This window comes from Streptomyces sp. NPDC059957, from assembly GCF_042730015.1.
GTDB lineage: Bacteria > Actinomycetota > Actinomycetes > Streptomycetales > Streptomycetaceae > Streptomyces.
In genome coordinates this window covers 5723-19474 of sequence record NZ_JBHWMB010000106.1, presented here as the reverse complement: position 1 = coordinate 19474, position 13752 = coordinate 5723, and the positions used below count along the sequence as shown (strand labels likewise).

The window sequence follows — 13752 nt, the reverse complement described above, 5'->3', positions numbered from 1 at the left end:
AACAGGAGGGGAGAAAACCCCCAAAAACCCTGTGGGACCTCGTTAAGCCGGTGTCACGCGGCGTTCGCGCTCAACGGATTACCCGATGACGGCATCAGCGGGGGCGCAGGCCGGACGGTGGGACGCAGCCGGTTCAGCTCCTGTTCACGCCGAGCACGCAATGCCTCCCTACCCTCCCCCTGTCCAGCATGCACAGTGGAAGGGAAACCCGGTGTCCTTCACCGCTTCTGTCCGTACGGCCGTCCTGCCCGCCGCGGCGTTGGCCGCACTGGTCGTACCCGCCGCGCCGGCGCACGCGGCGTCCGTCTCCGTCACCGCGAGCGTGGAGACCGCGCCCGTCTCGCACAGCGGGGACGCCGCCGACGACCCGGCGATCTGGGTTCACCCGACCGACCCCGCCAAGTCGGTGGTCGTCGCCACGGACAAGAAGGGGGCGCTGGAGGTCTACGACCTGTCCGGCGCCAGGATCCAGCGGATCAGCGGGGACTACGGCAACAACGTCGACCTGCGCGGCAACATCGTCGTCTCCGCGGACGACGAGGCCGCCGGCGGCAACGGCGCCATGCACGTCTACCGCATCGACCCTGTCAGCCGGCAGCTCAAGCACCTGAAGGACGTTCCCACCGAGGTCACCGCCCACGGCATCTGCCTCTACACCTCCCCGGCCTCCGGAAAGCTGTACGCCTTCCCCAACTCCACCTCGGGCCGCGTCGAGCAGTGGGAACTCGACGTGAACGGTGACACGGTGAACGCGGCCTCGGTCCGCCTGTGGGACGCGGGTTCCGCCGTCGAGGGCTGCTACGCCGACGAGAGCACCGGCAAGCTCTACCTCGGCGAGGAGGACGTCGGCGTCTGGGTGTACGGCGCCGAGCCCACCTCGGGCACCTCGCGCACCAAGCTCGACTCCACCGGATCCGGCGGCCACATCACCGCCGACGCCGAGGGCATCGCCGCTGCGGGCAACCGGATCTACGTCTCCTCCCAGGGCAGCAACGACTTCACCGTCTACGACCGCACCACCCGCGCCTACCTCGGCCGCTTCTCCGTCGCCAACGGCACCGCGGCCGACGACTGCGAGGACACCGACGGCATCGACGCCACCGCGGCCAACCTCGGTCCGGCCTTCCCCCAGGGCGTCTTCATCTGCCAGGACGGCTCCAACGGCGCCCCCGGCGGCAGCGGGAACCAGAACTTCAAGTTCGTCCCGCTCCAGCGCATCACCGCGCACTTCGCCTGAGCACGGGCGATCGACAACGGGCCGGGCGGCACACGTGCGGCGCCATCAGGGCCTGGTTTCAAGCGTGATTTCCATGCCTCGGATGGTGAAGTGGCGTGAGGGGCGCAGGCCCGCGGCCCGGATCGCCTGTTCCTGGGTGGCGGCGGCCCGATCGGCCGCCGGCCGGGCCGCCGGGGAGAGGTGGGTGCACATGACGTGCCACACGCGGGGCGCGCGTTCCAGGCGGAGCGCGAGGGTGGCCGGGTCGGTGCGCGTGTTGTCCAGTGCGTCGGCCACAGCGGCGGTGCGGGAGCGGCCGAGGTCGGCTCGCTGGGTGAACACCTCCTGGTAGGCGGTGGAGATCAGGCCGCAGCGGGCGCCGCTGAACAGGACGGTGTCACCCGGGGAACCGTGCACGCGCAGGATCCGCACGACGGCCAGGCTGTCCCAGGGACGGCTCTGCTCCAGCCGGATCGCGCGGTGCGAGAAGGCCAGGGGCGCGGCCACGGCCAGGACGAGCGCGACCCGGGCCCACCAGGGCAGGGTGAGGATTCCCGCCGCGAACAGCAGGGTCAGCGCGGGCAGGCAGAAGACCAGGTAGCGGTAGGCGAAGACGGGTTGGGCCAGGGTGGCCAGGGCGAGGAGGGCCGGCGGTACGAACAACCACGGCACCGCCACGGCCCGGATCAGGGTCGGGCTCGTACGCCGTCGTACGACGAGGGCTCCCAGGGCGGTCAGGGTCGCGCCGATGAGCAGGAACTTGAACGGGGTCAGGAGGGTGTCCTGGCCGGGGAACAACAGCCAGGAGAAGAGGGCCGCGGGGGTGCCGAAGGAGACCGGCGGGGACTCCCCCACGGCGGAACTCTGCGTCAGGGCCAGGACGAACAGGGGTGCCACGGCGGCGATGGCCACTGCCTGGGCGGCTGCCAGGCGGAGGATCGCAGGGCGCCGGGGACGGATCCAGGCCACGGTGACCGCATGTGCGGCGAGCAGCAGCAGCCCCATGATGTTGAACCAGCCCAGCAGCGCCAGCAGGACCGCGTACGCGACCGGCCATCGCCGTCGGCCGTCCCCGCCCAGGATCCGGGCCAGTGCTCCGGTGGCCAGGACGGCCGCCGCCATGACGAAGGCGAACGAGCGCCCTTCTTGCGCGTACCGGGACGCCGTCGGCGCCACCGCGAGGGCCAACCCCGCGCACACGCCGAGGCGGGGTCCGCCGAGCGCCCGGCCCATCCACACCGTCCCGGCCACGGCGACGGCGACGGCCGCCGCCGACGGGACCCGCATCGTGAACTCGGTGACCGAGGTGACCCGCCCCACCAGGTGCATCAGTACGTAGTGCAAGCCGTGCACCGCGTCGACGCGCCCCAGCAGCGCGAACAGCTCCGACCACGACCGCCGCGCCACGTCCATGGTGACGATCTCGTCCGTCCACGGAGACGGGCCCGTGATCCTCCACATCCCCAGCGCGAACGCGAGCAGCGGCATCGCCCACCCGGCCACGCGCATCGAGACGAAGGATCGGGGAGCCGTCCGCCGGCCGGATGCGGGGCACGCCGGGGATCCGGCGGATCCGGCGGATCCGGCGGATCCGGCGGGTGCAGGCAGTCCGGGAGACGCGGCCGGCGAGGGCGGGGGCGTCATGACGTTCCCTTCGTCAGCGGCACCACACGGCACGTCGGCGTCACCGGACGCCCTCCCTACGATCGACACGAGCCGGGGAGCGACGAACCGTGATGCCGTGCGCACGCCACCCTGTTCGTCCCGACCCGGCGGGACCCTCCAGCGTGCCGGAACCTCCGGGTGAGAGGCCTCGGCCAAACGGCCAGGCCTGCCCCGGCCGTCCGCGACATCAGGCGTTTGTGCTGGCTTCGCGCAGTGCCGCCTCGCCATGATGGGGCGGCCCGGGTTCCCCCGGTTTCACCCGATTCGCCGGAAGGCTTCCTCGCCATGACGCGTACCCAGCGCCGGACCGGACTCCTGCTCGTCGCGGTGTTCCTGTGCAACCTGCCGTTGGTCCACTCCGCGCCGCGGGCCGAGGCCACCGGGCCCGGACACTGTGCGGCCGGGGTGCCCTTCAGCCGGCCCGGTTCCCCGGACGGGGATCCGCAGGGACAACTCGTCGCGCTACAGCCGAACGCCGGCCCTCGGAGCGGCGGCAACCAGGTCACACTGAGCGGCGCCGACCTCAGCGCCTATACGCGGGTGTTCTTCGGCACCCTGGGAGCCGACGGGTGCTTCACCGGCCGGGAAGCCCCGGACGTGGTGGTGCTCAGCGACACCTCCATCCTCGCCGTCGCACCCGAGTGGCCCACGGCCGCCACCGTCTCCGTCTATGCGGGCACCGAATGCGGCCGGCTCAGCAATCCGCTCGGCTACACCTACCTCGACTGACGTCCGCCTCCCCTCCCCGGGAGGCACAAGCCTCCCGGGGACGGATCCGTGGGTACGGCGGAAGGGCGTCGCGGGTCAGTGCCTTCCGGCCGGGGCGGGCCGTTCGGGCCGGTCGGTGGTGCGGGCGGCTTCCCGTTTGCGCAGCTCCTGGAGCTGCTGCCTGATGACTTCCAGGCTGCGGGTGACGGCGCCGACCTCGTCGTGGTGGCGCGGGAACAGGACGGTGCGGCGATCGCCGTCCGCCAGGGCCTCGGCCCGCTGTGCGAGTTCGCGCAGGGCGCGGACCACGATGAGGTGGAGCCATCCGAGGCAGGCCACGGCGGCCGTGAGGCCGAGCAGTCCGGCCAGCACCGTACGGTTCTGCAGGCTGTACTCGGGGATGGCCAGGCCCCTGGCGGGCTGCCAGCTGACCACGGTCCAGTTCATCTTCTTGGCGGCGCCACCGCCGACGAACGGGGTCGCGGCGGCGATGGTCGGCGAACCGCGGTCGCGGTAGAGGACACCGGCCGGGCGGGGCGCCATGCCGACCTTGAGGGAGGCGCCGTCGACCAGCGCACCGAGCCGCTTGTCATCGAGCTTCTCGAAGGCCTGGTAGCCGCTGCTGGAGGCGATCACCCGGTGTTCCGCGTCGACGACCCGGATCTCACCCAGCCCGGGCCGCTTCAGCAGCGAGTTGAGGAAGTCGACCCGGAACTCGGCGACGACCGCCGCGCCCTTGCGGCTTGAGGTGTCGGCGGCCGCGACGAGGAGCGGTTCGTTGCCGCCGGTGATCAGGGTGATCGGTTCCCGGCCGGGACCCTTGGTGGCGGGCGCCTTCGGCTGCGAGCCGGCCTTGGCGAGCACCTTGCCGTTCGCGTCGACCACGTACAGCGACTGGTAGCGCAGGTGTTCCTGCAGCGTGCGCTCCAGCACGATCGCCATGTGCTGCGTGGTGGTGCGGTCGTTCATCAGCGAGGCGACCGAGACCAGGTCGGCGTGCCCTTCGTTGAGCGCGCGCCGGACCCGGTCGTTCACGGTGTCGGTGCGCTCGCGCTGGTCGTTGACGATCTGCTGGGGCACGACGACTTCTTCACCGGCCCGGTTGAGCATCAGCCCGAGGGGCAGGCACCAGCCGATCAGCAGGACCAGGGACAGTGCGACGAGGGTGCGGACCCCGGTCTTGCGCAATGTGCCGCCGGTGGCGATGCCGTCCGGGCCCGGGTCGGGCTGGTCGAGCAGCTGGCGGCGCAGGCGCTCCAGCGCCAGGCCGATCCGGGCGCCTTCACCGCTGCGCGGGACCCTCACGGGCCGCTGCAGGTCTCGGCGGGTCAGCCGTCGGCTCTCCAGGAAGAGGGCGAGCAGCGGTCGCTGGACGGTGGTGACGAGCAGGAGGATCACCAGGCCGCCGATGAGCAGCAGGGCGCCGGCCGCGATGAGGCCTACGACGGCGTCGGTCGCCGGCCGGGTGTCCTCGGCGACGTTGACCATGGCGACGACGGTGAGGCCGAGGCTGGTGGCAGTCGTGCCGACACCGGCTTCGGGGCCGGCCAGGGTCGCGTAGCCGGCGGCGGCGCGGTCACCGGCGAACTCGCCGCCCAGCAGGCTTCCGCTCACGCCGCGGAACCCTCCGGAGCCCGGCTCCTTGGTTGTCAGCGGGTGGCGCTTGGCCTTCTTCGCCGCCGATTTGGCGAAGGACCTGAGCTGCTTGGTGTCCCGCTTGACGTCCGCGCGCTGAAGGTCGGTGAGTACCTGCTCGGGTTCGGGGATGCCGTCGCTGCTGAGGATCCGGCCTTCGGAGTCCACGACCGCGATGGCCCGGAAGTCGCCGAGGCTGATGCCCGGGAAGCGCAGGCTGCTGGAGGCGACCAGCAATTGCTGCGGCTTGCCCGGCCAGGTGAGCAGGGCGAGGGTCAGCAGTCGGGTCTCGCCGTTCTCCAGGCGGATCATCCGGGGTGTGAGGCCGCTCTTGTCCGACAGCTTGGACAAGTCGATGGCGGGCAGCGGGAGGTTCTCGCCGCGGGCGGCGAGCAGCCGGCCGGAGCTGATCTCGACGAGCGCCGTGCCGCGCCATTTCTGGTAGGCGCTGCCGATCTTGTCGAGGACGGCGTCGGGGGTGACCGGGTCGCCCGCCGAGAAGAGGGTGGCGGTCCGGTTGAGGTCGGTGACGCTCTCGTCCAGGGACGCCCGCAGGGCGATCGCGCCGTCCTCCGCGAAGTGTTGCTGGGAGGTCAGCACGGCTTCGGGGAGCTGGTCCTTGCGGACGCTGCCCAGGCTCAGGGCGGTGAGACCGGCCAGGAGGAGCAGTAGGGCGGACAGTGCGGCGATCGGCGGGCGGATGCCGCCGAGCAGGGACATGTCGGCTCTTCGGCGGGCTTTGCGCCGCCGCTTCGTTCGGGAAGCGGCCACAGGGGCGCTCCTCTCTTGGGTGTGGGTCCTGCGGATATGGCCGTATGTACGAGTAAAAGGTCCGGGGCCGGGCATGGGGGGGCTCAGCCCCGGAGTTCCTGCGGGGGCCGGCCGTCCGGGCCGGCGGCGGACTCAGCCCGGGAGTTCCTGCAGGGGGCGCAGGCCGTCCTGGGCGGCGCCCCGGTTCAGGATCGTGCCCACGGTGCGCTCGAAGGCCACGCGGTAGCGGGCGCGCTGCTCGGGCAGCAGGTTCTCGTCGTTGCGGAGCGCTTCGGCCACGTCGACCAGGCGGTGGTCGCGTACGGGTTTGATCTCGACCCCGGTGTCGGCGCCGTCCTGCGTGTCCTCAGGGTCCGGCGGGATGTCGGTGAAGGTCGGCACGAACCGGGCCTGCACGTCCCACTTGCCACCCTTCTCGGCGAACTCGAACCAGCCGATGGCGCCTTCTTCGGTCAGGCCGGTGGGAACGTCGTGGCGGGCGAGCTGGTTCCCGAGGCCGTACGCGATCCAGGTGCCGCCGACCTTCTCGAAGGGCTGAACCACGTGCGCGTGGTGTCCGATGACCAGGTTGATCCCGGTCTTCTCGGCGAGCTGGCGGCCGAGCTTGAGCTGGGGCTTGCTCGCGTTCGGCTGGTGCTCACGGCCCCAGTGGATCGACAGGATCACCACCTCGGCGCCTGCCTTGCGGGCGGCGGTCTCGGCGGCGGCGATCTTGTCGAAGTCGGTCAGGTTCGCCAGCCACGGCTTGTCCGCAGGCAGTTCCCGGCCGTTGAACCCGAAGGCGTAGGAGATCTGCGCCACCTTGACGCCCTTGACGTCCATGATCAACGGCTTGTCGGCTTCGGCCTGGTTGCGGGCGGAGCCGGTGTGCTTCAGGCCCGCCTTGTCGAGGGTGTCCAGCGTGCGGTACACGCCCTCGGGGCCGTGGTCGAGGGTGTGGTTGGAGGACGTCGAGCAGGTGTCGTACCCGATGTTCTTGATCGTGGTCGCGATCTGCGGCGGAACCAGGAAGTCCGGGTAGCTCTGGAAGGGGCCGCCGGGCTTTCCGAGGACCGGTTCCATGTGGCAGATGCCGAGGTCCGCCTTGCTGATGACGGGTTTAACGCCCGCCATGATCTTGTCGAACTCGTACCCGGACCGGCCTTCGGCCTTCGCGTCGCGGGCGGCCTGGTCGATCAGCTGGGGGTGGATCAGGATGTCGCCGGCCGCGGCCACGGTGAAGGACCGCCCGCTGCCGCCGGCCCCCATGGCGCCGTCCGCGTAGTCGCCCGAGTCCCCCAGGAATCCGCAGCCGGTGAGGGACGCGGCCAGGAGACCCATGAGCGCCGCCGTGCGGAGCGGGATCGGGGAAGGGTGGCCCTTCCCTCCGGCCGACGGGGAGGAGCCCCCCGGGACGCCGCCGGCTGCCGCGCCGCCGACGGGGGGCGCCGATGCGCCCACTGTCCCGCATGCGACTGCCGTGCCGACGGCCGTCATGGGACTCTTGAAGGTGTTCACCGGTCTCCCCCGCGCGTTACATCTGATCGACTACAGCAGGTACGACTGCCGACCGGCCCCGGGGGTTGTACGGGCGTCGGCCCCCATTCATGCCCAACACCACGGAAGCGTCCGGCCCGTAGCCGCGCCGATGCGCCGGTCCCGGCACGAGGACCGCCTACTGTTGGCGGATGGCTCGCAGCAAGTGCCCGGGCGCGGTGAACGAGACGTGAAACCACCGTCATCTCCGTCCGGTGATGAGCGGTCGTCGCGGTCTGCCGCTGCCGTGCGCCGGGAAGACGACCGGCTGACAGAGCTGCGGTCCTCAGCGACCCGGGCGCTGCTCCGCCTGACGCCGACACCCTTGGGAGGCGGCCCCGCGGTCAGGGGTGTACTGCCCCTGACGGAGCCTCGGGGCCTCGTACGCATCGTCGTAGGGGACGGCTCCGCCCCGGAGACGTCGACGGCCTACGACGTCCCCCTGCTGGACCCCGAGGGGAACGACGTCCCCGCCGCCGGGCTACTGGCCGCGGTACGACAGCTCGTACGGCAATCCCCCGGCGGCCGCCCCCTCGCCCCGGCCGGCCCCGGGGAGCGGCTCGGCATCCCCCTGGTGGCCGCGGAAACCGTGCGGCTGATTCTGGACGCCCACCCCGGGGTGCTCGACGTGACGGACGCCCTCCACGCGGCCGCCACCGACATCGCGCCGAGCGCGGACACCGACAACCCTGACGGGCTCGTCCTGGTGGGCTTCCTCCTGCTCGACGAGGAACGCGCGCGCCTGTACCTCACCGGCGGAGGACTGCCGGACACCGTCGGGCTCGACGTGGCACTGCGCGACCGGCACGGCGCGGTGGTCCCCGCCATCACGGGCCTGTCCGCGGCCCTCCCCAGCCTCATCACCGCCGAGCAGTTGCAGTACAACCCGTCGGACGAGTCCGACCCCTACTGCGCGGAGGTGTTCGACCTCACCCACTGGTAGACGCTGCGGCCGGGGTCACCGTGGCAGCTTTCCGATCTCAGGCCCGGCCCCGTCCGCTCGAAAGGCGCGCCGGTAGGCGGCGGGTGTGGTGCGCAGGGCCTCGTGGAAGCGCCGGCGCAGGTTGACGGCCGAGGAGAGGCCGACCCGGTGCGCGATGGTTTCCACGGGCAGGTCGGTCTCTTCCAGCAGCGCGCGGGTGGCGGCGAGACGGCGGTCAAGTAGCCAGCGTCCGGGGCTGATCCCCAATTGTTCGGTGAAGCGCCGGGTCAGCGTGCGGGCCGAAACCTGGGAGCGGACCGCCATCTCGGCGACGCTGACCGGCTGGTCCAGGCGCTCGGCCAGCCACTCCAGCAGCGGGGCCAGCGAGTCGGCGACCGGTCCGGAGGTCGGCAGTTCGGCGTATTGCAGCTGGCAGCCCTCGCGGTGCGGCGGCATCACCATCTGGCGGGCGATCCGCATCGCGTAGGCGGCACCCTGATCGGTGCGCACCAGGTGCAGGCAGAGGTCCACGCCCGCCGCCGACCCGGCGCTGGTCGCGACGTCGCCGTGGTCCACGTACAGCACTGCGGGGTCGACCCGGACCCGCGGGAACCGGGCGGCCAGCTCCGGGGCCTGGGCCCAGTGGGTGGCGGCCCTGCGATCGTCCAGCAGTCCGGCGGCCGCGAGGACGAACGTGCCCGAGCAGATGCCGACGACTCGCGCGCCGCGGCGGTGCGCCTTGCGGACCGCCGCGATCAGCGTTGCCGACACCTCGGTGCCGGCGGGCTGCTGCCAGCCGGGAATCAGGACGGTGTCCGCGCGCTCCAGCGCGTCCAGGCCCGCCGTGACCAGCAGGTCGTAGCCGGCCTGGGTTCGCAGCGGGCCGGGGTGCTCGGTGCAGACCTCGAACGCGTAGCGGGAGGGGATCGCCGGGCTGTGGTCGCCGAACACCTCGGTCGCGCAGGCCAGCGGGAAGGTCGACTGCGGGGACTGCAGCACGGCCACGACCCGGTGAAGCGCCGGGGACTTCGGCAGCGAACGAGGCGTCATGGCCCGAAAGTACCCCATCGTGTCGTTCAGGACACTGGAGCGGCCGATTGGTCTAGTCCAGCATCATCCTGTGACCACCGCACAGAACCAATCACAGGCCCAGACCGTCCTCACCGTCCAGACCCTCGACACCGATGCGCCAACCGCCGGAGCCTCCTTGTGGGACCGGCGATTCACGCTCTACTTCATCGCCCGCGCCGTTTCCCTGGTCGGCGACGCGATGATGCCGGTGGCCGCCGCGCTCGCGGTCGGCCCGCTGTACGGGATCTCCGGAGTCGGCTTCGTCCTCGGCACCTGGACCGGGACGTTCGTTCTCCTGGTCCTGTTCGGTGGGGTGTTCGCCGACCGGGTCGGCGCGCGCCGGATGATGGTCGGCGCAGACCTCGTCCGGGTGGTCACCCAAGGGGTACTGGCTGCCGCGTTCTTCGCCGGGGCGCCGCCGTTCTGGCTGTTGGTGACCATGGCGGCACTGGCCGGTGCGGCCGTCGCGATGTTCCAGCCCGGGGTGAACGGGATGGTCCCGCTGGTCGCCCGGGAACCGCAGCGCGCCAACGCCACGCTCAAAGTCGCCGACGCGCTGGCCCAACTGCTCGGCCCGGCCCTGGCGGGCCTGCTGATCGTACTCACCGGCGCCGGGACCGTTTATGCGATCGACGCGGGCACCTTCGTACTCAGCGCCCTGTGCCTGGGGCTCATCCGCCTGGCCCCCGCGGGAACACCCCCGGGAACCCTGGCCGACACCGACGCCGACGCCGGAACCACCAACTCCGCGGCCGCCGCCCAGCGGAGTTCGCTCCGCCGCGATCTGCGCCAGGGCTGGCAGGAGTTCCGCTCCCGCACCTGGATGTGGGCGGTGATCCTGATCTGGGTGGCCTACGGCGTGCTCCTCTTCGGCCCGCTGGTGCCACTGAGCTCGGCGCTGATCGGAGCCCGCCTCGGCCCGAACGCGTACGGCCTGGCCGTCTCCTTCCTCGGTGTCGGCACGGTGCTCGGAGGCCTGCTCGCCCTGCGACTGCGCCCGGCCCGGCCGCTGGCCGCCGGCGCGATCGCCATGGCGCTGTTCACCGCGCTACCGCTCTGCGTGGCGTTGGGGGCCGGACTGCCGGTGCTACTGGCGGGCCACGTCCTCGGCGGTGGCGCCTGGGCGTTCTGGTCGGTGATGTGGGCGACCAGCGTCCAGACCCACACGCCGCCGGCGGTGCTCAACCGGGTCACCGCGTACGAGCTGGCCGGCTCGGTGTCCGGAATCGCCCTCGGCCAGATCCTGGCGGGACCGGCCACGGAGCTGGCCTCCCCCCAGACGTTGCTGCTGGTCTCGGGGGGCACCTGCCTGGCGGGCTGCGTGGCACTGCTCTCGATCCCGGCGATCCGCACCCTGCGCCGCATCACTCCCCCGGACAGCGGCAAACCGACGGCGCCCGCCGGCCCGGACGGAGAATGACCGGCCCCACCCCCGCCTGATCCCCCGCAGTTCACCCGGTTCGACGGGCTGGTGCAGGTCGATCTGTGCGCTGAGCGTTTCGGCAGCCTGCGTCCGGGGAGTGCGCAAGAGGCCTTCGAAGGCTCGGAGTTGGTCTTCGAGGCGGCCGGGGGCACCTGGAGCGCCCTGGAACCGTGGAGCGTGTGACACCGGGCCTCCGCTGCGACATGTCGGAGCTCCAGGACGCCAACACGGCCGCGGTGCGCTTCTGGCGTCGGGTCGCCACGGCGGTCGCCGGCGATGCGTGGGCCGAGGAGCGCAGGCTCGTACCGGGCCGGCCGGACCCGCCTCCCGACATCTGGATATCGCTCTGCACCCTTGGCTGGATCCCGCCGGCCCATGTGACGCCGACGCCGGCTTACGGAGCCGACCCCTTGTTTACCTTACGGGTCGACCCGTAAGGTAAATGCCATGAGCACTTCTCCGCCCTCCAGGGGGCGACCCAGGGATCCCCGGTCGCACGAGGCGATCATCGGCGCGGCGGCGGAGCTGGTGGTCGAGGTCGGCTACGCCGCCACCTCGATCGGGGCGGTGGCCGCTCGGGCCGGCGTGGGCAAGGACACGATCTACCGACGGTGGCCGGGCAAGCCGGAGTTGGTCTTCGAGGCCGTCTTCACGACCACCGACGACGCTCCGCCCCCGGACACCGGAACGCTGGCCGGGGATCTGACCGTGCTGCTCCAGGGCCTGGTCGACGAGTTCAGCGCGCCTGCCGCCGCGGCGGCGCTCCCGGGGCTGCTCGCGGACTTCGCCGCCGATCCGGAACTGAAGGCGCGCATCCGCGGCGACTTCCTGGCCCCGTCGAAGGAAGGGCTGCTGATCGTCTTCGAACGCGCCGTGGTGCGCGGGGAGATCGCGGCCGAAACGCCGGTGGACCTGGTCCTGGACACGCTGGCAGGAGCCGTGTTCTTCCACGTAGGACTGGTCGGGGAACACCCTGACCCGCAACTGGCCGCACGGCTGGCCGCCGTCGTGGCCAAGGGAATCGAGGTCCGATGAACAGCTGGTTCCTCGCGGCGGGCATCACCGCCGTCGGCGTCGCCGCAGTACACGTCATCGGCGGGCGCCGCGATGTGGTGCACCCGCTGCTGTCCTCGGGGGTCGCGGACGAACCCAAGCGCGTCCTGCACGCCGTCTGGCACATGGTGAGCGTCGACTTGGCGCTCTCCGGACTCGCCCTGCTCTACCTCTCCCAGAAGGACGGTACGCCGGGGACCGGCCTGCTGGCGTGGTTCGTGGCCGCGCACTTCGTCGCGTACGCGGCCGCCTTCCTCGTCATCACCCTCTCCGTCGGCTGGCCCAGGCCACTGCTCCGCCTGCCGCAGTGGATCCTGCTCCTGCCCGTCGCGGTGCTGGCGGCGGCGGGCGCCGCGTAGCCGGCCGCGTCCGGGGTGCCGGCTGGTGCGACGTTCCGGCGGCGGCTCCGGTGCATTCAGGTGCATTCAGGTGCACCGTAGGCCGCCCGGCCCACACCCGGATCGCCGCTTTCCGTCAGCCCTTCTAGATTGCGGCGAGGATGCGGGAAATCGCCCGCTCTGACCGAAAGGGCTGCCCGCATGGCTCGCCGCTGGTTCACATCCGCCCTGTGCGCGCTCGCGCTCCTCGCACCGGGTTCGCTCGGCGCGGCCTCGGCCGCCGAAGGGGGCAGGGCTTCCCTGCGGGTCATGACCCGCAACCTCTATCTCGGCGCCGACCTCGCGCCCGTTCTCGCCGCCACCAGCCCCCAGGGGCTCGTCGCCGCGGTGACCGCGGTGTGGGCGAACGTCCGGGCTACGGACTTCCCCGAGCGTGCCGAAGCGCTGGCCGACGAGATCGCCGCCGGCGATCCGCATCTCGTGGGCGTCCAGGAAGCCGTGCTGTGGCGCAGCCAGACGCCTGCCGGACCGGGCAGCGCCACCCACGTCGAGTACGACTTCCTGCAGATCCTCCTGGCCGAGCTCTCCGCCCGGGGCAAGCACTACGCGGCCGTGGCCAGCGTCACCGTCGGCAGCGACTTCGAAGCCCCGCGCTCCACGCCCACCGGTTTGCAGGACATCCGCCTCACCGACCGCGACGTGCTCCTGGCCCGCACCGACCTGCCGGATCACACCTTCTCCGTGGCGAACGCGCAGGCCGCCCGGTTCCAGAGCCACGTACCCCTCTGCCGCCCCGTGCTGGGCTGCCCGCCCAATCCGGCCCTTCGGGTCGAGCGCGGCTGGGTCGCGGCCGATGCCACGCTGCGCGGCCGCACCACCCGCGTGGTGACCACCCATCTCGAGCCCGCCGCCCCCGCTGTCCAGGAAGCACAGACCGACGAACTGCTCGCCGGCCCGCTGAACACCAAGCTCCCCACCGTGCTCCTGGGCGACCTCAACTCGGCCGCCGGCGGAGTCGGGGCGACACCGGGAACCAACACCCAGAGCCACAACCGCCTCCTGGCCGCCGGATTCACCGACGCCTGGACCGCCACCCGCCCCCGCGACCCCGGATTCACCTGCTGCCAGGCCGCCGACCTGCGCAACACCACCTCCGCCCTCACCCAGCGCATCGACTACGTGCTCATCCGCGGCAAGATCACCGCGCTGTCGACCCACCGCGTGGGCCGCGCCCAGGCCGACCGCACCCCGTCGGGCCTGTGGCCCTCCGATCACGCCGGCGTGAGAGCTGTGCTCCAGCTCCGTTGACACACGGCCGCGCGGCCGTTGAGACACGGCCGCGCGGCGCCCGCGCGCCCGGCGGGCCTGCCAGCAGGCCCGCCGCCCGCCGTGCCAGCCTCACACACCCCAGCACCGTACGACCGGCACGGCAACG

11 protein-coding genes are annotated in these 13752 nt (G+C 72.0%); 7 read left to right on the top strand and 4 right to left on the bottom strand.

The genetic code is table 11. The features are described 5' to 3' along the window. Positions 1 to 211 precede the first annotated feature (211 nt). Positions 212 to 1237, top strand: a complete 1026-nt coding sequence (locus ACFWBW_RS38535; protein WP_385383442.1) for a phytase — start codon at positions 212 to 214, stop codon at positions 1235 to 1237. A gap of 45 nt (positions 1238 to 1282) precedes the next feature. Here the strand turns inward: ACFWBW_RS38535 and ACFWBW_RS38530 are convergent, their stop codons facing one another. Continuing rightward, positions 1283 to 2725, bottom strand: a complete 1443-nt coding sequence (locus ACFWBW_RS38530; RefSeq protein WP_385383439.1) for a hypothetical protein — start codon at positions 2723 to 2725, stop codon at positions 1283 to 1285. 441 nt (positions 2726 to 3166) lie between these two features. Between ACFWBW_RS38530 and ACFWBW_RS38525 the strand changes: the two genes are divergently transcribed. After that, positions 3167 to 3610, top strand: a complete 444-nt coding sequence (locus ACFWBW_RS38525) for an IPT/TIG domain-containing protein (RefSeq protein WP_385383436.1) — start codon at positions 3167 to 3169, stop codon at positions 3608 to 3610. A gap of 75 nt (positions 3611 to 3685) precedes the next feature. Here ACFWBW_RS38525 and ACFWBW_RS38520 read toward each other — a convergent pair whose 3' ends face one another. Both ACFWBW_RS38520 and ACFWBW_RS38515 read right to left on the bottom strand, forming a co-directional pair. Then, a complete protein-coding gene (locus ACFWBW_RS38520) occupies positions 3686 to 5944 on the bottom strand; it encodes a HAMP domain-containing protein (RefSeq protein WP_385383452.1) in 2259 nt (752 codons plus the stop codon). A 183-nt stretch (positions 5945 to 6127) separates the two neighbouring features. After that, a complete protein-coding gene (locus ACFWBW_RS38515; RefSeq protein WP_385383433.1) occupies positions 6128 to 7315 on the bottom strand; it encodes a CapA family protein in 1188 nt (395 codons plus the stop codon). Between the two features lie 520 nt (positions 7316 to 7835). Between ACFWBW_RS38515 and ACFWBW_RS38510 the strand changes: the two genes are divergently transcribed. Next, a complete protein-coding gene (locus ACFWBW_RS38510; protein WP_385383430.1) occupies positions 7836 to 8453 on the top strand; it encodes a hypothetical protein in 618 nt (205 codons plus the stop codon). A gap of 15 nt (positions 8454 to 8468) precedes the next feature. Here ACFWBW_RS38510 and ACFWBW_RS38505 read toward each other — a convergent pair whose 3' ends face one another. After that, entirely contained in the window at positions 8469 to 9482 is a 1014-nt protein-coding gene (locus ACFWBW_RS38505; RefSeq protein ID WP_385383427.1) for a GlxA family transcriptional regulator, read from the bottom strand. A gap of 70 nt (positions 9483 to 9552) precedes the next feature. Between ACFWBW_RS38505 and ACFWBW_RS38500 the strand changes: the two genes are divergently transcribed. The 4 genes from ACFWBW_RS38500 to ACFWBW_RS38485 all read left to right on the top strand — a co-directional run bounded on the left by ACFWBW_RS38500 (position 9553) and on the right by ACFWBW_RS38485 (position 13625). After that, entirely contained in the window at positions 9553 to 10923 is a 1371-nt protein-coding gene (locus tag ACFWBW_RS38500; RefSeq protein ID WP_385383424.1) for an MFS transporter, read from the top strand. 450 nt (positions 10924 to 11373) lie between these two features. Beyond that, positions 11374 to 11961 carry a TetR/AcrR family transcriptional regulator gene (locus ACFWBW_RS38495; RefSeq protein WP_385383421.1) on the top strand — a complete coding sequence of 196 codons (588 nt, stop codon included), beginning with the start codon at positions 11374 to 11376 and terminating at the stop codon, positions 11959 to 11961. Then, the gene (locus tag ACFWBW_RS38490; protein WP_385383419.1) at positions 11958 to 12338 is read left to right on the top strand and encodes a hypothetical protein; all 381 of its coding nucleotides are present in this window, start codon (positions 11958 to 11960) and stop codon (positions 12336 to 12338) included. Before ACFWBW_RS38495 ends, ACFWBW_RS38490 begins: the two co-directional genes overlap by 4 nt. A gap of 180 nt (positions 12339 to 12518) precedes the next feature. Next, positions 12519 to 13625: an endonuclease/exonuclease/phosphatase family protein gene (locus ACFWBW_RS38485; protein WP_385383416.1), complete on the top strand. Its 1107-nt coding sequence runs from the start codon at positions 12519 to 12521 to the stop codon at positions 13623 to 13625. Positions 13626 to 13752 lie beyond the last annotated feature (127 nt).